The organism is Kluyvera sp. (genome assembly GCF_965301105.1).
Window position 1 is genome coordinate 1 of sequence record NZ_CBDKZX010000019.1, and the last position, 21,631, is coordinate 21,631.

General features: G+C 55.6%; 20 protein-coding genes. 1 reads left to right on the forward strand and 19 read right to left on the reverse strand.

Annotated features, from left to right (window positions below):
- The 19 genes from ACW14G_RS09600 to nnr all read right to left on the reverse strand — a co-directional run.
- Positions 1 to 205 (reverse strand): RNA methyltransferase substrate-binding domain-containing protein (locus tag ACW14G_RS09600; RefSeq protein WP_455648570.1); only part of this gene is annotated, 205 nt, incomplete at its 3' end.
- A 128-nt stretch (positions 206 to 333) separates the two neighbouring features.
- Positions 334 to 1,401, reverse strand: a complete 1,068-nt coding sequence (locus ACW14G_RS09605) for a Gfo/Idh/MocA family protein (protein WP_249022423.1) — start codon at positions 1,399 to 1,401, stop codon at positions 334 to 336.
- Positions 1,402 to 1,403: 2 nt separating this feature from the next.
- Positions 1,404 to 2,372 carry a sugar phosphate isomerase/epimerase family protein gene (locus ACW14G_RS09610; protein WP_167577057.1) on the reverse strand — a complete coding sequence of 323 codons (969 nt, stop codon included), beginning with the start codon at positions 2,370 to 2,372 and terminating at the stop codon, positions 1,404 to 1,406.
- Positions 2,369 to 3,097 (reverse strand): ThuA domain-containing protein, encoded by a 729-nt coding sequence (locus tag ACW14G_RS09615; protein WP_249022424.1) that lies wholly within the window; start codon positions 3,095 to 3,097, stop codon positions 2,369 to 2,371. The genes ACW14G_RS09610 and ACW14G_RS09615 overlap by 4 nt, the downstream gene beginning before the upstream one ends.
- A gap of 13 nt (positions 3,098 to 3,110) precedes the next feature.
- On the reverse strand, positions 3,111 to 4,184 hold the full coding sequence (locus ACW14G_RS09620) for a Gfo/Idh/MocA family protein (RefSeq protein WP_249022425.1): 1,074 nt from the start codon (positions 4,182 to 4,184) through the stop codon (positions 3,111 to 3,113).
- Positions 4,185 to 4,262: 78 nt separating this feature from the next.
- Positions 4,263 to 5,144 (reverse strand): helix-turn-helix transcriptional regulator, encoded by an 882-nt coding sequence (locus ACW14G_RS09625; protein WP_249022426.1) that lies wholly within the window; start codon positions 5,142 to 5,144, stop codon positions 4,263 to 4,265.
- 81 nt (positions 5,145 to 5,225) lie between these two features.
- Complete coding sequence (rnr, locus tag ACW14G_RS09630) at positions 5,226 to 7,682, reverse strand: ribonuclease R (protein WP_249022427.1); 2,457 nt, start codon at positions 7,680 to 7,682, stop codon at positions 5,226 to 5,228.
- Between the two features lie 38 nt (positions 7,683 to 7,720).
- The gene (nsrR, locus tag ACW14G_RS09635) at positions 7,721 to 8,146 is read right to left on the reverse strand and encodes a nitric oxide-sensing transcriptional repressor NsrR (RefSeq protein WP_064546863.1); all 426 of its coding nucleotides are present in this window, start codon (positions 8,144 to 8,146) and stop codon (positions 7,721 to 7,723) included.
- A gap of 228 nt (positions 8,147 to 8,374) precedes the next feature.
- Entirely contained in the window at positions 8,375 to 9,673 is a 1,299-nt protein-coding gene (locus tag ACW14G_RS09640) for an adenylosuccinate synthase (protein WP_163445863.1), read from the reverse strand.
- Between the two features lie 102 nt (positions 9,674 to 9,775).
- Entirely contained in the window at positions 9,776 to 9,973 is a 198-nt protein-coding gene (locus tag ACW14G_RS09645; protein ID WP_064546860.1) for a DUF2065 domain-containing protein, read from the reverse strand.
- Positions 9,974 to 10,043: 70 nt separating this feature from the next.
- Entirely contained in the window at positions 10,044 to 11,048 is a 1,005-nt protein-coding gene (hflC, locus tag ACW14G_RS09650) for a protease modulator HflC (protein WP_064546859.1), read from the reverse strand.
- A 2-nt stretch (positions 11,049 to 11,050) separates the two neighbouring features.
- The gene (gene hflK / locus ACW14G_RS09655; RefSeq protein ID WP_455648571.1) at positions 11,051 to 12,310 is read right to left on the reverse strand and encodes an FtsH protease activity modulator HflK; all 1,260 of its coding nucleotides are present in this window, start codon (positions 12,308 to 12,310) and stop codon (positions 11,051 to 11,053) included.
- 156 nt (positions 12,311 to 12,466) lie between these two features.
- Entirely contained in the window at positions 12,467 to 13,747 is a 1,281-nt protein-coding gene (gene hflX, locus ACW14G_RS09660) for a ribosome rescue GTPase HflX (RefSeq protein WP_163445865.1), read from the reverse strand.
- A gap of 75 nt (positions 13,748 to 13,822) precedes the next feature.
- Complete coding sequence (hfq, locus tag ACW14G_RS09665; protein ID WP_052284691.1) at positions 13,823 to 14,128, reverse strand: RNA chaperone Hfq; 306 nt, start codon at positions 14,126 to 14,128, stop codon at positions 13,823 to 13,825.
- A 149-nt stretch (positions 14,129 to 14,277) separates the two neighbouring features.
- A complete protein-coding gene (gene miaA / locus ACW14G_RS09670) occupies positions 14,278 to 15,228 on the reverse strand; it encodes a tRNA (adenosine(37)-N6)-dimethylallyltransferase MiaA (RefSeq protein WP_064546853.1) in 951 nt (316 codons plus the stop codon).
- Complete coding sequence (gene mutL, locus ACW14G_RS09675; RefSeq protein WP_249022428.1) at positions 15,221 to 17,065, reverse strand: DNA mismatch repair endonuclease MutL; 1,845 nt, start codon at positions 17,063 to 17,065, stop codon at positions 15,221 to 15,223. The genes miaA and mutL overlap by 8 nt, the downstream gene beginning before the upstream one ends.
- A 9-nt stretch (positions 17,066 to 17,074) precedes the next feature.
- Positions 17,075 to 18,439 (reverse strand): N-acetylmuramoyl-L-alanine amidase AmiB, encoded by a 1,365-nt coding sequence (gene amiB / locus ACW14G_RS09680; protein WP_223803455.1) that lies wholly within the window; start codon positions 18,437 to 18,439, stop codon positions 17,075 to 17,077.
- A 16-nt stretch (positions 18,440 to 18,455) separates the two neighbouring features.
- A complete protein-coding gene (gene tsaE / locus ACW14G_RS09685) occupies positions 18,456 to 18,917 on the reverse strand; it encodes a tRNA (adenosine(37)-N6)-threonylcarbamoyltransferase complex ATPase subunit type 1 TsaE (protein WP_163445868.1) in 462 nt (153 codons plus the stop codon).
- Complete coding sequence (gene nnr / locus ACW14G_RS09690) at positions 18,910 to 20,436, reverse strand: bifunctional ADP-dependent NAD(P)H-hydrate dehydratase/NAD(P)H-hydrate epimerase (RefSeq protein WP_249022430.1); 1,527 nt, start codon at positions 20,434 to 20,436, stop codon at positions 18,910 to 18,912. Before nnr ends, tsaE begins: the two co-directional genes overlap by 8 nt.
- On the opposite strand from nnr, the gene queG reads away from it, so the two are divergent.
- Positions 20,435 to 21,574: a tRNA epoxyqueuosine(34) reductase QueG gene (gene queG / locus ACW14G_RS09695; protein WP_163445870.1), complete on the forward strand. Its 1,140-nt coding sequence runs from the start codon at positions 20,435 to 20,437 to the stop codon at positions 21,572 to 21,574. The two genes, nnr and queG, sit on opposite strands and share 2 nt — an antisense overlap.
- Positions 21,575 to 21,631: the final 57 nt, after the last annotated feature.

Sequence of the window (21,631 nt, forward strand, 5' to 3'; positions counted from 1 at the left end):
CCTGGTGCACGGCACCTTCGCTTTTCTCATCCAGGTACTGACGGTTCGCCAGCTGAATCACCACACCCTGCGCTTCCAGCGCGTGGATCAGCGGCATCAGGCGCTTATCGTCGCGGCCTTTCAGAATAAACACTTCCTGAAAACGTTCAGGTGCGCGCTCCAGCAGTGCCTGCACCGCATGGATACCGTAAATCATTTCACTCATTAAAAGTACTCGTTTGAGGCGGGAATGCGCCGGATTATATGGGCAATACCCATGTTGTTACGGCTATTATAACCGACAACGCCCGCAGAGCGAATGCTCCGCGGGCGAAGGATCTGTCTGGGTGATAATCAGATTAAGCGATCGATGTTTTCGACCGCCCGCCGCTCATGCCAGGAGGTAAAGATCGCCGCCATCAGGTTCATCACCCGCAGCACTTCCGCGTTTTTTACCATCGGTTCAGCACCATCGAGGATAACCTCCGCCACATTGTCGTAGAAGCCAACCCGCGGAGATAACGGTTTCGGCAACGGCCACGTGACTACCGCATCCTCATTGGGCGGCGCCATGGTTTTAGTTAAACCGACGCCGGCCTGGATGGGTAAAGGGTCAGTGACCTCCGCCTGTCTATCGGGCGCGACCACGTATCCGCTGAGATCCCAATCGGCGATCAGCGCAGTGCCCTCCGTCCCCTTCACATACCAGCGCGGCAGCTTAATATAGTTTGTCGTACCGACCTCAATATGCGCGGTCAGACCGCTGGTAAAGGTAATATGCGCGGTAAAACCATCGTCAACCTCATGACCCAGCGCGTAGCTAAGTGAAGCGTAAACCCGGTTAATCTCGCTGTGGTCCAGTAGCAGTAGCTGATCCAGCAAATGAACGCCCCAGTCAAGCACCATCCCTCCGCCCTGCGCCGGGCTGTGCCGCCAGTCTCCAGGAATGCCGTTAGCGCCCTGCACCCGAGATTCAAGATGAAAAATCTCGCCGATCGATTTGTCCTGCTGTAGGCGGCGGACGATCAGGTAGTCATCGTCCCAGCGACGGTTCTGATGCACCATAAAAACACGTCCGACTTTTTCCGCAACGGCCAGCACCTCCTGGAACTCCAATGTCGTCAGGGTCACGGGCTTTTCGCATATCACATGCTTACCGGCTTCCAGCGCTCGAATGGCCAGCGCTTTGTGCACGTCGTTAGGTGTGGCAATCAGGACCAACGCGACATCTTTATCGTCAAGCAGCGCATCAAAACTCGGATACGCGACCAGGCCATGTGATAGAGCCAATCGCAGACGGGAAGCGTTAATATCAAACGCGCCTTTTACCCGTATCCGTTCGCTGGCATGCGCCAGATTGACGTGATACGCCCCCATACCGCCATAGCCGACAATCGCCATCTGTAGAAAGTTACCGTCCATCGCTATACCCACCACATATTCAACGGCTGTTCACGAATCAATATCGATTGCAGATGAGTGACCGCCCGCGCAAACCCTTCCTCCACCGACATCAACGGGTCTTCATGCTCAATGCTGACCACGTAGTCATAACCCCATGTGCGCAGCGCGCTCATGATATCCGCCCATTGCTGGATGCTGTGACCATAACCCACCGTGCGGAAATTCCACGCGCGCGTGCGGACATCGCCGTAGGGCTGCATATCAGTCAGGCCATACATGTTGATATTGTCCTGATCCAACCAGGTATCTTTGGCATGGAAGTGATGAATCGCCCCCTTTTCACCCAGGATCTTAATGGCCGCGACCGGATCGATACCCTGCCACCACAGATGACTGGGGTCGAGGTTGGCGCCAATAGCGTCGCAGGTTGCTTCACGCAGTTTCAGTAGGGTATACGGCGTGTGGCACAGAAAACCGCCATGCAGCTCAATGCCAATTTTCACCTGATGCGCCTGCGCCAGCAGGCCAATTTCCCGCCAGTAGGGGATAAGCCTGTTTTCCCATTGCCAGGTCTTAATATCGCTGTACACCGTCGGCCAGGCCACTACCGGCCAGTTGGGCGCCGTTGCATGCTCATCGCTTCCTGCTGTTCCGGAAAATGTATTCACTACCGGCACGCCCAGCAGCGACGCCAGCTTAATCGTTTTGCGTAACAGGGCATCGGCCGCTTCGCGCTCAGCTTTTACCGGCGAAATAGGATTATCGTGACAGCTCAAGGCGCTGATAATGATTCCCCGGGATTGGAATTTTGCTAAATACGCTGCCCGGCTGGTTTCGCTGGCTAATAGCTCATCAATAGGACAGTGGTGGTTTCCCGGGCAGCCGCCGGTGCCCACCTCCACAGCATCCAGTCCCGCTTGCTGAACTTTATCCAACATTTCATCCAGAGAGAGGTCGGCAAATAATGGAGTAAATACGCCAAGTTTCATTTTTCCGCTCCTGAAATCGGGTAGTGGTTTTTATCTTTACCATACACGGGATAGCGATTACCGCGTGGCGCACAATATTCCACGCCATTACAGATAATTTTCTGGATATGCGTGTTGTAATAGGTAGGATAGCTTTCATGGCCGGGCTGAAAATAAAATACTCGCCCGTTACCGCGCTTATAGGTAATACCACTGCGAAAAACGTTCCCGCCCTCAAACCAGCTTAAAAGCAGCGTTTCATCCGGGACAGGAATATCAAAATGTTCACCGTACATTTCTTCTTTTTCGAGCACGAAGCTTTCAGGAATTCCTTTTACAATATCATGCGTGGGATCAATAACAAAAATACGCTCCTGTTCATCGGCTTCACGCCATTTCAGGTCGCAGCTGGTTCCCATGAGTCTCATGAATATTTTTGACATATGCCCGGAGTGCAGGACAATCAACCCCATTCCTTTCAGCACCCGTTGCTGAATACGTGCCACGACGCTATCGTCGACTTCATTATGGGCAATATGCCCCCACCAGATTAAAACATCCGTCTCATTCAGCACCGCGTCGGTTAAACCATGTTCGGGTTCATCCAGCGTTGCCGTTCGGGTCGTAAACCCCGCTGCCTGCAAAAAAGAGGCGATTTGCCCGTGGATACCTTGCGGGTAAACGGCAGCAATCGCCGGGTCCTGCTGCTCATGACGATACTCATTCCAGACCGTAACGCGAGTCATTAGATCATCCCCTCTACGAAAAATAGACCGGCTGCCCCGTTTCGGCAGATTGGTAGATGGCTTCGAGAATTTGCGTCACCACCAGCGCCTGCTGCGGCGTCACCACTAACGGGCTGTCGTGACGTACGGCGTCAATCCAGGCCCGGGCCTCCAACAACGCGGGGTCATCATCGGCGGCATCGTAAAAGTCAACGCCATCGCTACCCAGTTGAATCTGTTTTTCAAACGTCGCGCCATAGGCTTCGCCATTAATCCGTAAACCGTCGTGCATATCCGCCCCCCCTCTGGTGCCTGAAAGTGAGGTTTTTGCTTCACCGGTATCCAACGTATTAAGCGCCCAGCTCGACTCCAGAACGATCGTCGCACCGTCTTCCATGGTGATAAAACCGAACGCCGAGTCTTCGACGGTGAACTTCTGCGGATCCCAGGGCCCCCAGGCATTAGCGGCATCTTTCATTGAGGACAATTTATGGTAGGTATTGCCCACGACATATTTGGGCCGGTAATTGTTCATCATCCACAGCGTCAGGTCCAACGCATGGGTGCCAATATCAATCAGCGGGCCGCCGCCCTGCGCTTCTTCGTCCAGAAAAACGCCCCATGTGGGTACCGCGCGGCGGCGAATAGCTTTGGCTTTCGCGTAGTAAATCTCTCCCAGTTCACCGTTTTCGCATACCCGATGCAAATAACGGGAGTCTTTACGAAAGCGGTTCTGGTAACCCACGGTTAGCTTTTTTCCGGTACGCAACGCCGCATCCACCATTGCCTGAGCTTCGGCCGCGGTTTTTGCCATCGGCTTTTCGCACATCACGTGCTTACCGGCTTCCAGTGCGGCAATAGAAATAGATGAATGCGAAATATTTGGCGTGCAGACATGAATAACATCAATATTTTTATCGGCCAGCAGTTCACGATAGTCAATATAGACCTGAGCGCCCTCCGCGCCATATTCTTGTTGGGCTTTCTGCGCGCGTTCAATTTCAATATCACAAAACGCCACGATTTCAACATCGGGAAGCTGGGCGAGCGAGGGAAGATGTTTACCATTTGCAATACCACCGCAGCCAATAATACCGATTTGGATCATACTCCGGTAACCTCCGTTTAATTTATGTACACTAACATGGTACAAAACAACGGAGACTAATTCGTCCCGGCTTTTAGCTCATTTTATCCCGGATATTGACTTTTTATATTGGCGCGGCGCGACACCCGTATCCTGTTTAAAAACGTGATGAAAATTTTTTACGCTAGTAAAACCAACGCGTTCCGCCACTTCCGAGATAGAAATATCTTCATTGAGTAACAACCACTTGGCTCTATTCAGGCGGTAATTATGTAAAAAACGAATAAATGTGGTACCGGTATTGTTTTTAAAGAAACGGGTAAAATAGCAGACGTTAAATCCCATAAATTTGGCTATATCATCCAAAGTTAGAGATTCATGATAATGATGTTCAACGTAGGAGAATATGCGATCCAGCCGGGCCAGAGTCTTTTCTGATTTAAAGGCCGCTGTGGCATTCAGGGGGCGCACTGGGTGATGCTGGCTTATCGGCACCTCCCGGTAAATCAAAGCAATCATCTCCAACAGCCGGGCCTTAATCACATACTTGTAGCCAACGGTCCGTTCTTCATCCTCCCGATTAATCGCCAGCAGCAGATTCTGCATCGCTAACGTTGTCGCGGATGGCCATTGCTGGCTGTGGGTACACATTGTTGATAACCGATGTCGCAGACCTGGCTGGCCGTCGAGTTGCAGGGCTTCATCACCATGAAAAAGAAAGGCGTCAAACTGGACAACAATTCTCTCGCTATTGGGTGATGCCAGAAAGTAATGCGTGTCTCCGGCATTGATAAACTGAATCTCGCCTGCACGCATCACGATCGGAATATCGTTGACGCCAAGATGAAGCACACCGCGGGTGACATAGATTATCTCCACCATTTTATGCCAGTGGGGATAAGCCAGTACTTCACCTTTATGGACAAAGCGCCGAAACGGAAACTCACGCGCAAGATGGGGTATCTCAAGGTAGTGACTCACTGTCATTGTCTCCCTGACGTATCCTTACTTACTGCTCGCTAATAAAATACCCCTCACCAAAGGAGAGGGGTATTGAAAGCATTACTCTGCTATTTTCTTCTTCGCCGCCCGCTTCGCTTTAGTGGCGGCGGCTATCTTCTGCGTCTTCGCCGAAGGCTTTTTGGCCTTCTTCGCCGCCCCCTTTTCGCTGGAAGCTGGTTTCGCTTTCGCCTTACCTTTCTTCTCGCCGCGGAAGGCGCTGTCCGGTTCGAAGTTCACGCGCTTGCCAACCTGACGGCGTTTACCGCCCGGTTTGCCACCCGCTTCCTTCTTCGATTTTTCGCGTGCGGTTTTACCAACGTTGCGCGGGCCGCGCTCGCTGGAGATCAGCGAGAAGTCGATTTTGCGCTCGTCCATATTCACCGCTTCAACGCGAACTTCTACACGGTCGCCAAGGCGATAAGTCTGGCCGCCGGATTCACCGATCAGACGCTGGCCAACCTGGTCAAAGCGATAGTAGTCGTTATCGAGCGAGGAGACATGCACCAGGCCATCGATAAACAGCTCATCCAGACGGACGAAGAAGCCAAAGCCGGTGACGCTGGCGATCACGCCGTTAAAGACGTTGCCCACCTGATCCTGCATAAAGTCGCATTTCAGCCAGTCGGAAACGTCACGAGTCGCTTCATCAGCGCGGCGTTCGGTCATCGAACAGTGCTGACCGAGTTGCAGCATCTCTTCCATGGAATAGTGGTAGCCGCCGGTCTCGGTGCTGTTGCCTTTATGCCCCTGCTCTTTCGCCAGCAGATACTTGATGGCGCGGTGCAGCGACAGGTCAGGATAACGACGAATCGGCGAGGTAAAGTGCGCATAGGATTGCAGCGCCAGGCCGAAGTGACCGCGGTTTTCCGGATCGTAAATCGCCTGCTTCATCGAACGCAGCAGCATGGTTTGCAGCATTTCGGCATCCGGTCTGTCGGCAACGGATTCCAGCAGCTCAGCGTAGTCGCGCGGCTCCGGTTTGTTGCCGCCCGGCAATTCCAGGCCCAGTTCCGACAGCACGGAACGGAACGCGGTGATCGCTTCAGTCGTTGGCTTGTCGTGAATACGGAACAGCGCAGGCTCTTTGGCTTTCTCAACGAAACGCGCCGCCGAGATGTTGGCCAGGATCATGCACTCTTCAATCAGCTTGTGCGCATCGTTACGCTGGGTCTGTTCAATACGTTCGATACGACGATCGGCGTTGAAGATAAACTTCGCTTCTTCGCTTTCAAACGAGATCCCGCCGCGCTCGGCACGCGCTTGATCCAGCACTTTGTAGAGGTTATGCAGCTCTTCAATGTGTTTGACCAGCGGCGCGTACTGTTCGCGCAGTTCCTGATCGCCCTGCAGCATATGCCAGACTTTGGTATAAGTCAGACGCGCATGCGAGCTCATCACCGCTTCATAGAATTTAAAGCCGGTTAAACGCCCTTTGTTTGAGACGGTCATTTCACAGACCATACATAAACGGTCAACCTGCGGGTTCAGCGAACACAGGCCGTTGGAGAGCACTTCCGGCAGCATCGGGACGACCTGCGTGGGGAAGTAAACGGACGTCCCGCGGCTGCGGGCTTCGTTGTCCAGCGGTGTCGGAGGACGAACGTAGTAGCTTACGTCAGCAATCGCGACCCACAAACGCCAGCCGCCGCCGCGTTTTTTCTCACAGTAGACCGCATCATCAAAGTCGCGGGCGTCTTCGCCATCGATGGTGACCAGCGGTAAATCGCGCAGATCAACGCGGCCAATTTTGTCCTCTTCCGGCACTTCTTCTTTTAATCCTGCTACCTGCGCTTCTACCGCTGGCGGCCAGACATAAGGAATTTCATGGGTGCGCAGCGCCATTTCAACGGCCACGCCGGTCCCCATGTTATCGCCAAGCACTTCGACGATTTTGCCGATCGCTTTGGTACGTCGGGTTGGGCGCTGGGTCAGTTCGACCACCACCACAAAGCCCATACGCGCGCCCATTAGCGACTCTGGCGGGATAAGGATATCAAAGCTCAGACGGCTGTCGTCCGGGACCACAAAGCCAACGCCCGCGTCGGTAAAGTAGCGGCCAACAATCTGTGCGTTACGCGGCACCAGCACGCGAACGATGCGCGCTTCGCGGCGGCCTTTACGGTCCGCACCCAGCGGCTGCGCCAGCACTTCATCGCCGTGCATGCACATCTTCATCTGCTCACTCGACAGGTACAGGTCATCCTTGCGTCCTTCGACGCGCAGGAAGCCATAACCATCGCGATGGCCGATAACCATGCCTTTTAGCAGGTCCAGACGTTCCGGCAGCGCGTAGCACTGGCGGCGGGTGAAGACCAGTTGCCCGTCACGCTCCATCGCGCGCAGGCGGCGGCGAAGCGCTTCGATTTGCTCTTCGCCTTCAATATTCAGCTCAGCGGCCAGTTCTTCACGATTAGCCGGTTTTTCACGTTTTGTTAAATGTTCGAGGATAAATTCCCGGCTAGGGATAGGATTAGCGTATTTTTCAGCTTCGCGTTGCTGGAAAGGATCTTGTGACATCTCGGTTCCTCCGTTGTCATCTCTGGTGAAGATATTCGTCACTCCACCAGCAATAATTTGTATAGCGGTTGATTGTGTTCAACCAAATCGGCCAGTGTGTAGTTATCCAGCTCCTTGAGAAAACTTTGCACGGCTTGAGATAACGCCTGTTTCAAACGGCAGGCAGGCGTAATGTGGCAAAACTCGCTACTGCAGTTCACCAACGACAGTGGTTCGAGTTCGCGCACCACGTCCCCCACGCGAATATCCTTAGCCGGTTTACCCAGCCGGATACCGCCATTTTTCCCGCGCACCGCCGTCACGTACCCGGCGCGGCTCAGCTGATTGATAATTTTAACCATATGGTTACGCGACACGCCGTAGACCTCGGTTACCTCCGAGATGCTGGTCATATTGCCTTCCGGCAGCGATGCCATGTAAATCAGCGCGCGTAGTCCATAATCGGTAAAACTTGTTAACTGCACATCAACCTCAGGGAAAAGGGGAAAAACAGGATGAGCCTGTTGATATTAATTATATTGATGATAAACCAGCCAGCCTGTGAGCCGCTAATTTATTTCTTTCGGGAAGGAAAAAAGCGAGGGTTTAACGCACGATTAAGCCGGATGATGACGCTTTGCGTCTTATCCGGCCTATAAAGCGAGTAGGCCTGATAAGCGCAGCGCCATCAGGCGCTGCACCATGAACCAAAATTACGCGTCGAACGGGTCGCGCAGAATCATGGTTTCAGTACGGTCTGGGCCAGTTGAAATAATATCAATCGGCACGCCGGTCAGTTCTTCAATACGCTTGATGTAGTTCAGCGCTGCCTGCGGCAGGCCACTACGTTCCTTCACACCAAAGGTGGTTTCAGACCAGCCCGGCATGGTTTCGTAGATTGGCTCGATACCTTCCCAATCATCCGCCGCCAGCGGGGTGGTGGTCACTTCGCGGCCATCCGGCATGCGGTAGCCCACGCAGATCTTCACTTCTTTCAGGCCGTCCAGAACATCCAGCTTGGTCAGGCAGAAGCCAGACAGCGAGTTGATCTGCACAGCACGACGTACGGCAACCGCGTCCAGCCAGCCGGTACGACGACGACGGCCGGTAGTAGCGCCGAATTCGTTACCCTGCTTGCACAGGAACTCACCGGTTTCATCAAACAGTTCGGTCGGGAACGGACCGGCACCCACGCGAGTGGAGTACGCTTTGATAATACCCAGTACGTAGTCAACATAGCGCGGGCCAAGGCCAGAACCGGTTGCTACGCCACCTGCGGTGGTGTTGGAAGAGGTTACGTACGGATAGGTACCGTGGTCGATATCCAGCAGCGTACCCTGCGCACCTTCGAACATCACGAAGTCACCGCGTTTACGCGCCTGGTCCAGCAGGTCAGAAACGTCAACCACCATGCTGGTCAGGATGTCGGCAACCGCCATCACGTCATCCAGTACTTTCTGGTAGTCAACTGCGTCAACTTTATAGAAGTTCACCAGCTGGAAGTTGTGATATTCCATCACTTCTTTCAGTTTGTCGGCGAAAGTCGCTTTATCGAAGAGATCGCCCACGCGCAGACCGCGACGAGCCACTTTATCTTCGTAAGCCGGGCCGATACCACGACCGGTCGTACCGATAGCTTTGGAGCCACGCGCTTTTTCGCGAGCGTTATCCAGTGCGACGTGATAGTCGAGGATTAACGGGCATGCTTCGGAAAGCAGCAGACGTTCGCGAACCGGGATACCACGGTCTTCCAGGCCTTTCATCTCTTTCATCAGCGCAGCCGGAGACAGCACAACACCGTTACCGATGATGCTGGTTACATTCTCGCGGAGAATACCTGATGGAATAAGATGGAGGACGGTTTTTTCACCGTTGATTACGAGAGTATGGCCTGCGTTGTGACCACCCTGGTAGCGAACAACATATTTAGCCCGTTCAGTCAGAAGATCGACGATCTTCCCTTTACCTTCGTCACCCCATTGGGTGCCCAGTACGACGACGTTGTTACCCATTTTTCAAAATCACCCATTGCTTAAAAATGGATTCTACCATCGCTTTTTCAGATATACAGCACTTTTTCACCACAAAATGGCACTTTAGCGCTGGATTTTTAATCAGCCAATCGTTTTCGTCAACATGTAGTAGATCACCACGCCAGCAACCACAAGACCGCCGCCAAATCGACGTAACATCGTATCCGGTAATTGGGTCATCGTAGAAATCATCTTACGCCATGCTTTCGGATAGAGCATCGGACCGAGGCCCTCGAGAACTAACACCAGCGCAAGCGCCAGCCAGATTGTGGAATTCATTTTTCATCCTTATAAAAGAAAACCACCGGCTCCCGAAGGAGGCGGTGGTTTTATTCAGGCGACCGCGCGCTTAGCGAGCGGTGGTACCCGGGTTTTTCATATAGCGGAAGAAATCGCTATCCGGGCTCAGCACCATCACGTCCTGATTGCTGTCGAAGCTCTTCTCGTAAGCACGCAGGCTACGGATAAAGGCGTAGAAGTCCGGGTCCTGGCTGAAGGCATCAGCGAACAGCTTAGCTGCTTCGGCATCGCCTTCACCGCGCAGGATACGACCCTGACGCTCCGCTTCTGCCAGCGTCTTCGTCACTTCATAGTCGGCGGTAGCGCGCAGTTTTTCTGCCTCTTCCTGACCCTGAGAACGGTGACGACGAGCAACGGCTTCACGCTCGGCACGCATACGGTTGTAGATAGCTTCAGACACTTCGGTCGGCAGGTTGATCTGCTTGATACGCACATCGACCACTTCAATACCTAACGCCGCCATACTGTTCGGGTTAATGGTTGGCCCTTTGATGTTCGCCTGCTGCTCAACGCGCTCTGCGGCTTCCGCAATCGCGCTATCGGCTGCCGGAGTCGCCACTTCATCTTCCGCACCGGAAGAACCAGAGTTCAGGGCATCGCGAACTTCCAGGGTCAGACGACCGCGGGAGTCGGTAACGATGTCTTTCACGTCCAGACGACCAATTTCAGAACGCAGACGGTCAGAGAACTTACGCTTCAGCAGCACTTCGGCCTGGGAGACGTCGCCGCCGCCGGTCGCCAGGAAGTAACGGCTAAAGTCGCTGATGCGCCACTTGATGTAGGAATCGACGATCAGGTCTTTCTTCTCTTTGGTCACGAAACGATCGGCCTGGTTATCCATGGTCTGGATACGCGCGTCCAGCATTTTCACCGACTGAATGAACGGCACCTTAAAGTGCAGGCCCGGCTCATAAATCAACGGTTTCTTATCGCTGTCGCGCACCACGCTGCTGAACTGGAACTTAATTCCGCGCTCGCCTTCTTTAACCACGAAGATAGAGGTGTACAGCACTACCAGCACGATGATGATAATCGCAATAACTGACTTACGCATCGTTATTCCCCCTGACGCTGGTAGTCGTTACGCTGCGCGTTGGCGCGGCGTTGGTCCATGATATTGCCCTGACTGGCAGACGAGGTGTTGCTCGCGCTACTGCTGGAAGAGGACGCAGGCGGCAGGCGCAACAGGTTATTCGCACCACTGCTATCGCTCTTTGCTGCCGGGGCGTTGCCGCCTTTCAGCATCTGATCCAGCGGCAGCACCATCAGGTTGCCGTTCTTGTTGTCACTAACCAGCACTTTGCGGGTATGGCTCAGCACTTTCTCCATGGTCTCGATATACAGACGCTCGCGGGTAATCTGCGGAGCAGCTTTATATTCCGGCAGGATCTTGGCAAAGCGCGCCACTTCACCCTGTGCTTCCAGCACGGTCTGAGTCTTATACGCACGCGCTTCTTCCAGAATACGCTGCGCCTGACCGTTAGCACGCGGCTGAACTTCGTTGGTGTACGCTTCAGCTTCACGGATGTACTGCTGTTCGTTTTCACGTGCTGCGATAGCATCGTCAAACGCGGCTTTCACTTCTTCCGGCGGACGTGCAGCCTGGAAGTTGACGTCCAGCAGGGTGATACCCATGTTGTACGGACGGATGGTCTCTTCCAGCTCGCGCTGGGTATCGCTACGAATAACGGTACGACCTTCGGTCAGGATACGGTCCATGGTGTATTTACCGATAACGCCACGCAGGGCGCTGTCGGTGGCCTGGCGCAGACTGTCGTCGGCGCTGGTCACGCTAAACAGATAGCGCTGCGGATCGGTCACACGGTACTGCACGTTCATTTCGACGCGCACGACGTTTTCATCGGAAGTCAGCATCACGCCAGACGCGGCCAGTTCGCGTACGGCTTCCACGTTCACCGGTGTCACTTCATCGATGAAGGTCGGCTTCCAGTTCAGACCCGGCTCAACCAGATGGCTGAACTTACCAAAGCGCGTCACAACACCGCGCTCGGCTTCTTTAATGGTATAGAACCCGCTGGCCGCCCAAATGACGACCACGGCAGCTGCCGCGATACCGACAATGCGTCCGCCCATCGGGCTGCGTGGCCCCTGAGACGAACCGCTGCCGGAACCGCCCTTACCGCCCCCAAAACCACCGAGCTTCTTGCTCAGCTTACGGAAGATATCATCCAAATCCGGCGGCCCCTGATCGCGACCGCCTTTATTTCCATTCCCCCCGGAGTTGCCGCCTTGGTTATTGCTGCTTCCCCACGGGTCGCGGTCTTGTCCGTTATTACCGGGCTGATTCCACGCCATGTTTATGCTCCATATTTGTTATGCGGTGATATACCTTTTCCCAGTCCAGATCATTTGGCTGATAACCGCGACGCCGTCCTGGTTGTCGCGGTCGCGCTGAGGCGACCTGAACCGCTGGGTGCCCAAAGGGCTAATGTTTTCAGGCAAGCTGCACGGTCAGACGACGTAGTCTGCCAGTGTCGGTTCTTGTTTACAGAGGCGACGCCAGTCGACAATCGGCATACGAACCTGCAGATTGACGCAGCCATCTTCCTCCATCCACTCTTTTTCGATTGCCTGAAGCTGATAAAAGCGACTACGCAAACGCCCTTCCTGCGGAGGTAAACGCAACGTATGCTGCGCCACTTCGCCGGCCAGTCGTTCGGTCAACGCCTGAAAAAGGAGTGGTATCCCTACCCCGGTTTGTGCAGACAGCCACACCCGGATAGGTTTGTTCTCTTCATCACGGTCGATACGCGGCTCAAAATCGTCGAGCATATCGATCTTATTCATCACCAGCAGGGTCGGAATCTCGTGCGCGTCGATCTCTTCGAGAACGGTATTTACCGCATCGATGTTTTCCTGCACACGAACGTCCGCGGCGTCAATCACGTGCAGCAGCAGCGTGGCTTCGCGCGTTTCCTGCAATGTGGCCTTAAATGCCGCCACCAGGTCATGTGGCAGGTGGCGAATAAAGCCTACGGTATCGGCCAGCACCGTTTCACCCACATCCGTCACGTCTATACGACGCAGCGTCGGATCAAGGGTGGCAAACAGCTGGTCAGCGGCGTAGACCTCTGCCTGCGTGATGTGGTTAAACAGCGTCGATTTCCCGGCGTTGGTGTATCCCACCAGCGATACCGTCGGAACATCGGCCTTCACGCGCGAGCGTCGCCCCTGCTCGCGCTGTTTCTCCACGCGCTCAATGCGCGAGAGGATTTGCATAATGCGGTTACGCAGCAAACGACGGTCGGTTTCGAGCTGGGTTTCACCCGGGCCGCGCAAACCAATCCCGCCTTTTTGTCTTTCAAGGTGCGTCCAGCCACGCACAAGACGCGTTGCCAGATGGCGCAACTGCGCCAGCTCAACCTGCAGCTTACCTTCATGGGTACGCGCACGCTGAGCAAAAATATCTAAGATCAGACCGGTACGGTCGATAACCCGGCATTGACACAGGGCCTCAAGGTTACGCTCCTGTGCTGGGCTTAGTGCGTGATCGAACAGCACAACGGAAGCACCTGTCGCTTTGACGGCTTCCGCAATCTCGACAGCCTTACCTTCACCAACAAAATATTTTGGGTGCGGCGCTTTACGGCTACCAGTAATCACCTGCATTGCTTCGACACCGGCGGAAGAGACCAGAGATTCAAACTCCTGGAGGTCTTCCATATCTTTGTCTTGCGTAAAATAGATGTGTACCAGCACCGCCTGCTCACCGGCGTCATAACGGTCAAACAAGCGTTATATCTCCTGAAATACCAGCGGGGAACCCAGACATGCTGGCTCCCCGACATGGATTAACAGCCATCAACCTTATTCGGTTTCTTCGCTGTCTTGCTGTGCAGAACCCTGCGCGTTGCTACCGTGATGGTAGTTGCTACCGGTGCCGCCGCCAGCATTGTTGCTGTGATGGGAAACCGGACGGGACGGAACAACGGTAGAAATTGCGTGCTTATAGACCATCTGGCTGACCGTGTTTTTCAACAGGATCACGAACTGATCGAAAGACTCAATTTGCCCTTGCAGCTTAATACCATTCACCAAATAAATAGAAACTGGAACACGTTCCCGACGCAATGCGTTCAGGAACGGATCTTGTAAAGATTGCCCCTTAGCCATTCTCTCTTTTCCTTATATGCTTATTTGTACTTATACACGCCATCCCTCAAGCCGCTTCTGCGTTATCTGCTTTGATACAGCCCGAACGATGTTGCGTATGAACCTTACGATTCCGAAAATTGCGCACGATACGACTCAATTGTACACATTCAGTCTACACTAGCACCCACTACCTGTAATAGTTGGTTAAACGCCTGCTCCGGCTGTTCACTATCTAACCAGTGAACCCCTTCCCAACCGCGTAACCACGTCACCTGGCGCTTGGCTAGCTGTCTCGTGGCACAAACTCCTCTATAAACCATTTCATCATAGGTAATTTCGCCTTCAAGGTATGACCACATCTGGCGATATCCCACACAACGAATGGAAGGCATGTCCGTATGCAAATCTCCACGGGCAAATAGCGCCCGCACTTCTGCTTCAAAACCCGAAGCCAACATCTGATGAAAACGCTGCTCAATGCGCTGATGGAGCAGTTCACGGCTCGCCGGGGCGATGGCGAACTGATGCACCTTGTAGGGCAGAGCGTCTCCTGACGTTTGCGTCAGCTCCGTTAAAGTTTTACCCGAAATGAAAAAAACTTCCAGTGCTCGGGAAAGTCTTTGCGGATCATTCGGATGAATGCGCTCGGCGGCAACGGGGTCAATTTCCCGTAGCTGCTGGTGCAGCGCTCCCCATCCTCGCTCTGCTGCCTGCTGCTCAATGCGGGCCCGGACTTCCGGGTCAGCCGAGGGCAGCGGTGATAAACCTTCAAGCAACGCCTTGAAATACAACATTGTTCCACCGACCAGCAGCGGAATTTTCCCTGCGGCAGTGATCTCGGCCATCTGCGCCAGCGCATCACGACGAAAATCCGCCGCCGAATAGGCCTGCGCAGGGTCAAGGATATCCATCAACCGATGCGGGGCAGCAAGCTGCTCTTCCGCGCTCGGCTTTGCAGTACCGATATCCATCCCTCGATAGATGAGGGCGGAATCCACACTAATCAACTCTACTGGCAAAACTTTACGCAGCTCAATGGCTAACGCCGTTTTGCCCGAGGCAGTCGGCCCCATCAAAAAAATTGCCTTAGGCAGGCTCGCCTCGGTTACGTCACTCATGTCTCAGGGCGTTCATCGCAGAATCTAAATCAACGGGTTGTAACAAACCACCCGGCGGAGCTTTGACCAGCTGCGGGCAAAGACGTTCAACGTCAGCCAGCATCGCGATGGCCTGCGCGGTATTCCACTGCGCGTGGTCGCTTGCCAGATGACGGGCCAACCACTGCGCCACGTTACCGGCATCAACCTGAGTTTTCTCCACCAGGTAGCCTATCAGTTCAGGAATCAAGATTTGTAAATTTTGTTGTCGTAAGGGTAAAGGCACGGCGCGAATCGTGACGTGCTGCCCTTCCAGCAGGATTTCGATGCCCAACTGGCCCAGCATTTCCCGCGCATTTTCCAGGGTTTTCCGCTCGTTCTCTGACGCTTTCAGGCGCAGAGGAATGAGCAACGGCTGGGCGCAAATGGTGGCCCCGCCGGGAGTGAGTTGCGCCTGACGCAGCCAGCGTTCTGCGACCGGTAACGACAGCAGATTAAGCTTACCGTCACGCTCCAGCAGCGCGCAGCGCTCATCAATGATAGCCAGCACACGGCCAAAACTTTGGCTGTGCCCCGCCAGGTTTTCAGCCACGGGTTTCGCTGGTTCCGGGCGATTTACCGGCGTATCCAGCAGTTGGCGATAGAGTGCCCCCTGCTGTTTCTGGTAGCCCGGCTGCGCGTTCGGCCAGTTGGCGCCGCCGCTACGACTACCGCTGGAAGCGGGTTGATAGCGCGGCGCTTCCGGCTCGCGCGCCACCGCCGGTTCGGCAAACTGATTACGCCCAGCCGCGACGCGGTTTTCCGGCAGCGCGCGCGGGGCGGGTTCATCGTCTTCCACTAAGGGCAACGGCGCGTCCAGCTGTTGTTGCAGCACGCTCAACACGCCTTGATAGATAAAGTCATGCACCAGACGCGACTGATGGAAACGCACCTCGTGTTTAGCCGGATGGACGTTCACATCCACCTGGTGCGGATCAATCTCCAGATACAGCACAAACGCGGGCTGCTGATCTGCGCCGAGCTTGTCTTCACAGGCCTGTCGAATGGCGTGGTTAATCAGCCGGTCGCGCATCATGCGACCGTTAACATAGCAATACTGAATTTCAGCCAGCGCGGCGGTAGTGTGTTTCGGGTCGGCCACCCAGCCGTGCATCGCCAGGTCGCCGTGCTGCCACTCAATCGCCAGCGCCTGTTCCAGGAACGGTACGCCGCAAATGGCTCCCAGACGGCGTTCTTTCGGCGCCCCTTCTGTTACCGCGCGATACTGGCGAATCATTTTGCCATTGTGGGTCAGGTTGAAGCTCACATCGAAGCGCGCCAGCGCAATGCGGCGAATGATCTCATCGATATGATTGAATTCGGTTTTTTCGGTGCGCATAAACTTGCGCCGCGCGGGTGTGTTGTAGAAGAGATCCAGCACTTCCAGCGTCGTGCCGACCGGATGGGCAGCCGGTTTAACGGTGACGTCCTGGTCGCGGCCTTCCGCGTACGCCTGCCAGGCTTCCTGCTGCTGTTCAGTGCGCGAGGTCAGCGTCAGCCGCGAGACCGAACTGATACTCGCCAGCGCTTCGCCGCGAAAACCGAGGCTGATGATCGCTTCCAGATCGTCAAGCGAGGCAATTTTGCTGGTCGCATGACGCGCCAGCGCCAGCGCCAGCTCATCTTTCTTAATACCGCAGCCGTTATCGCGGATGCGGATAAGCTTTGCTCCACCGCGTTCGATATCAATATCGATGCGGGTTGCCCCCGCATCGAGACTGTTCTCCACCAGTTCTTTCACTACCGAGGCAGGCCGCTCAACCACTTCACCCGCGGCAATCTGGTTCGCAAGCTGCGGCGGTAAAACCTGAATCGGCATGAAAACTCCTTAGTTAACAAGCGTCCTGTTGGATGATGCGGCGCTGGCGGTCTGCGACTGTTCGTCACGAGGGCCGGATTGTATCGGATGCGCCGTAAAATAGTTACGTAAACCGTTATAAATGGCTTCAGCAATTTTCTGCTGATAGTCATCGCTATCCAGCAGGCGCTCTTCGCTGCTGTTACTGATAAAGCCGGTCTCAACCAGGATCGACGGAATATCCGGCGAACGCAGCACACCGAGGCTGGCGTGTTCAGGACGACGCTTATGCAGATTACCGACGCGCTGCAGCTGGCTGATGACGTTGGTCGCCACATCATACCCTACACGCTGGGAATGGCCGAATTGCAGATCCAGCACCGCCTGGCTCAGATACGGATCGGCCTGGCTGTTTGCCAGCACGTCGCCCGCGCCGCCCAGCAGCTCAGACTGTTTCTCATGCTGTTCGAGCCAGCCCGCCATCTCGCTGTTGGCGCGACGGTTAGAGAGCACCCAGACCGACGCGCCGGTAGCGTCGCGGTTTGGCGCGGCGTCCGCGTGAATGGATACCAGGAAGGAGGCGTTCTGCTTACGTGCCACGTCGGAGCGGCCCATCACAGAAATAAAATAGTCGCCGTCGCGAGTCAACACGCCTTTAAACATCGGATCGTCGTTGAGCAACGCTCTGAGTTTTCGGGCAATAGCGATGGTGACATTCTTCTCGCGCGTACCGCCAGGGCCAATCGCCCCCGGATCCTGGCCGCCGTGACCGGCGTCGATCGCGATGATCACTTTATCACCGGAAACGCTGCGCGCACGGGCCGCCGGACGCGGTGCCGGCGTGGTATTGCTGGCAATCGCCGGCTGACGTTCCGTGCTGAAGCTGCTGCCGCTATTGCTGCTGTTGCCGCTAAACGGGTTGCGCGCGGGCTGGCTTGGTACCGGTGCCGGCGTGACGACTGGCGTTTCCACGCGCTTCGCGACGACAGGCGGCGGTGGAGGCGGTGGAACGTCGGCGTTAATGGTAAACACCACGGTGTAATTCGCGCCGTTTTGCTGCTTCACCGCGCGGGTTTTGCCGTTTTCGGTGAGATCGACCACCAGCCGCAGCGACTGATCGTCTTTCGGCGTGCCGGAACGGATCGCCTTCACCAGGTTGTTGCCGCTAAAGCGCAGCGGCAAGCCTTGAATCACGCCCGTTTGCTTGATATCAAGCACCACGCTGCGTTTGTCATCCTGGCTAAAGTTATATTCCGGATCGCCCATAAAGCTGAAGGTGATCCGCGCCTGCGTTTCACTATTCGCTACCTGAATATCGGACAAGCTCGCCGCCATTGCCGGTGCGCCCACCAACATCAGCGCCGCCATCAACCACCCTTTTGCGCGAAAAATCATCCTGGGATCCCTTAAATTAACCGGCCAACCGCGCCAGCAGAGACTCACCTAATGAGGAGACCGCGGCAATGCGCGCCTCACGCCCTTGCGCCTGGTAATCTAAGTGTATTTCGATATCCGGCTCGGGCAGAACACCTGCGCCCTGTTGCGGCCATTCCACCAGGCAGATGGCATCGTTAGCAAAATAATCGCGGATCCCCATAAATTCGAGCTCCTCGGGATCCGCAAGGCGGTAAAGATCAAAATGGTAAACCATCAGGTTATCGAGCTGGTACGGTTCAACCAGCGTATAGGTCGGGCTTTTGACGTTGCCGTTATGCCCCAACGCCTGCAGGAATCCGCGGCTGAAGGTGGTTTTCCCCGCGCCTAAATCGCCGTACAGATAGATGACCGTCGCGCCGACGCAGGCCTGCGCCACTCGGTTGCCAAGGTCCAGGGTTGCCTGCTCGTCAGGTAAAGGAATCACTCGATTAATCATGGTCTACGTCAATCACATCCGGGTTAACAACACGCCGTAGCGTGGAAAAGAGATCGGTCGCCAGCATTCCGCGGGTACCATAGCGCGCAGCCAGCTTGTCTGCCGCCGCGCCGTGGGCGATACACCCCGCGCACGCAGCATCATACGGCGATAAGGCCTGCCCCAGCAATGCGCCAATAATGCCCGAAAGCACATCGCCCATGCCACCGCTGGCCATACCGGCATTTCCGGCGTCAATAATACTGAGCGAGCCGTGTTCATCAGCCACCACCGTCCCCGCGCCTTTCAGCACCACGACGCCACCGTACCGTTGTACCAGACGTTGCGCAGAAAGTAAGCGATCGCTCTCAATTTCTGCCACCCGGCAGTTGAGCAAACGCGCGGCCTCGCCGGGGTGCGGCGTGATCACGCGATTGTGACGTTTATCCGGATTGAATGCCAGCAGGTTCAAAGCGTCGGCGTCCCAAAGCGTCGGTTTACGGATGTTTTCCACTTTGCGCAGCGCCTGTTTGCCCCACTCAGCCTGACCCAAGCCGGGGCCAATCACCACCACATCAGCCCATTCCAGGCTTTCATCAAGCAGCTGCGGCGTCAGCTCATGCACCATCAGTTCTGGGCGAGCGGTGATAATCGGCACGACGTTTTCCGCACGGGTGAGTACACGCACCAGGCCAGCCCCCGCCCGCAGCGCCGCCTCACCGGCCATGCGGATGGCCCCGGCGGTGCCGTGGTCGCCGCCGATCAGCACCAGACGACCGTGATCGCCTTTGTGCGAAGTAGGACGACGCGGCGTCAGCCACTGCGCCAGTTGCGAGGCATCCAGGCGGCGAATGGTGGTGGGGTGCTCAGCCAGCCAGGAGTCTAATCCCAGCGCATGATGGTGCAGCGTGCCGACCACATCGCGCGCTTTACCGGTCAACAGCCCCGGTTTCAGAGCAATAAACGTGATGGTGTGCGCAGCATTAATCACCACACCCGGCGTCGCGCCGGTCTGGGCGTTAAGCCCGGAGGGAATATCCAGCGCGATAATCGGCGCCGGGAAACAATTCGCTTGCGCTATCAGGCCTGCGATGGGGTCACGTGGCGCATTTTGCAGCCCGGTACCCAGTAAGCCATCGATAATCAGATCGGTATCCTCTGGCCACGGGATATCCGCCGCGTGGATAACGCCGCCCGCTTCCAGCCAAGCCTCGCGGGCGGCGTGCGCCTCGTCCGGCAGCGGTTTTTCGCTATCCTGCGCCAGCAGCGTGACACGAATCCCCGCCGCCTGTGCCAGGCGCGCGACCACGTAGCCGTCGCCGCCGTTATTGCCATGGCCGCAAAGCATCAGCCAGTGGCGAGAGTCGGGATACGCCGCGCGGGCCACCTCAAACGCCGCCTGACCGGCGCGTTGCATGAGTTCATAAAGGGAGATGCCGAGATCCGCTGCCGCCGTTTTTTCGGCGCGACGCAGCGCATCCGCAGGCCAAATGGAGTGTGGTATACTTTGGGGGTTTCTTGTCAATGTATGGTCCGTCATGTCACAGCCCCTCGATCTCAATCAATTAGCGCAACAAATCAAACTGTGGGGCACTGAACTGGGCTTTCAGCAGGTCGGCATCACCGATACCGATCTCAGCGCCTCCGAGCCCAAACTGCAGGCATGGCTGGATAAACAATACCACGGCGAGATGGAATGGATGGCGCGGCACGGAATGATGCGCGCTCGCCCGCACGAACTGCAACCCGGAACGCTCCGGGTGATTAGCGTTCGCATGAACTACCTTCCCGCCAATGCAGCCTTTGCCCGCACGCTGAAAAACCCCGAACTCGGTTACGTCAGCCGTTATGCCCTGGGGCGTGATTATCATAAGCTGTTGCGTAACCGCCTTAAAAAGCTCGGCGAAATGATTCAGGAACAGTGCGTCTCGCTGAATTTTAGACCGTTTGTCGACTCGGCGCCTGTTCTTGAGCGCCCATTAGCGGAAAAAGCGGGCATCGGCTGGACAGGTAAGCACTCACTTATCCTCAACCGCGACGCCGGATCGTTCTTTTTCCTTGGTGAACTGTTGGTGGATATTCCGCTGCCCGTCGACCAACCGGTGGCCGAAGAGTGCGGGCGCTGCGTGGCCTGCATGACCATCTGCCCTACAGGGGCGATCGTTGAGCCTTATACCGTCGACGCTCGCCGCTGCATCTCTTACCTGACCATTGAACTGGAAGGGGCGATCCCGGAAGAATTTCGTCCACTATTGGGCAATCGTATTTACGGCTGTGACGACTGTCAGCTAATCTGCCCATGGAACCGCTTCTCACAGCTTACCGACGAAGCTGACTTCAGCCCGCGCAAAGCGCTTCACGCCCCTGAGCTGGTTGAACTGTTCGCCTGGAGTGAAGCCCATTTTCTGAAAGTGACCGAAGGTTCCGCTATTCGGCGCATCGGCCACCTGCGCTGGCTGCGCAATATTGCCGTCGCACTGGGCAACGCACCGTGGAGCGAAGCCGCGCTTAACGCGCTGGAGAGTCGCCGAGGTGAGCACCCACTTCTCGATGAGCACATAACATGGGCGATTGCGCAGCAAATTGCGCGTCGTAATGAGGGAGCGATAGAGGTCCAGCTACCGAAGAAACAGCGTCTGGTAAGGGTGGTGGAAAAAGGTCTGCCGCGCGACGCGTAATCTATTCACAGCCTGTGAGTAAAAATAAAAAGACATTGCGTTTCAACACGCCAAAGT

Excerpts from the sequence above, each read along its gene's own strand:
- rnr (WP_249022427.1), bottom strand. The coding sequence starts at position 7,682 with ATGTCACAAGATCCTTTCCAGCAACGCGAAGCTGAAAAATACGCTAAT.
- mutL (WP_249022428.1), bottom strand. The coding sequence starts at position 17,065 with ATGCCGATTCAGGTTTTACCGCCGCAGCTTGCGAACCAGATTGCCGCG.
- hflC (WP_064546859.1), bottom strand. The coding sequence starts at position 11,048 with ATGCGTAAGTCAGTTATTGCGATTATCATCATCGTGCTGGTAGTGCTG.
- ACW14G_RS09615 (WP_249022424.1), bottom strand. The coding sequence starts at position 3,097 with ATGACTCGCGTTACGGTCTGGAATGAGTATCGTCATGAGCAGCAGGAC.
- miaA (WP_064546853.1), bottom strand. The coding sequence starts at position 15,228 with ATGAGTGACGTAACCGAGGCGAGCCTGCCTAAGGCAATTTTTTTGATG.
- queG (WP_163445870.1), top strand. The coding sequence starts at position 20,435 with ATGTCACAGCCCCTCGATCTCAATCAATTAGCGCAACAAATCAAACTG.
- ACW14G_RS09610 (WP_167577057.1), bottom strand. The coding sequence starts at position 2,372 with ATGAAACTTGGCGTATTTACTCCATTATTTGCCGACCTCTCTCTGGAT.
- tsaE (WP_163445868.1), bottom strand. The coding sequence starts at position 18,917 with ATGATTAATCGAGTGATTCCTTTACCTGACGAGCAGGCAACCCTGGAC.
- ACW14G_RS09605 (WP_249022423.1), bottom strand. The coding sequence starts at position 1,401 with ATGGACGGTAACTTTCTACAGATGGCGATTGTCGGCTATGGCGGTATG.
- ACW14G_RS09640 (WP_163445863.1), bottom strand. The coding sequence starts at position 9,673 with ATGGGTAACAACGTCGTCGTACTGGGCACCCAATGGGGTGACGAAGGT.
- amiB (WP_223803455.1), bottom strand. The coding sequence starts at position 18,439 with ATGATTTTTCGCGCAAAAGGGTGGTTGATGGCGGCGCTGATGTTGGTG.
- nnr (WP_249022430.1), bottom strand. The coding sequence starts at position 20,436 with ATGACGGACCATACATTGACAAGAAACCCCCAAAGTATACCACACTCC.
- ACW14G_RS09645 (WP_064546860.1), bottom strand. The coding sequence starts at position 9,973 with ATGAATTCCACAATCTGGCTGGCGCTTGCGCTGGTGTTAGTTCTCGAG.
- ACW14G_RS09620 (WP_249022425.1), bottom strand. The coding sequence starts at position 4,184 with ATGATCCAAATCGGTATTATTGGCTGCGGTGGTATTGCAAATGGTAAA.
- hfq (WP_052284691.1), bottom strand. The coding sequence starts at position 14,128 with ATGGCTAAGGGGCAATCTTTACAAGATCCGTTCCTGAACGCATTGCGT.
- hflK (WP_455648571.1), bottom strand. The coding sequence starts at position 12,310 with ATGGCGTGGAATCAGCCCGGTAATAACGGACAAGACCGCGACCCGTGG.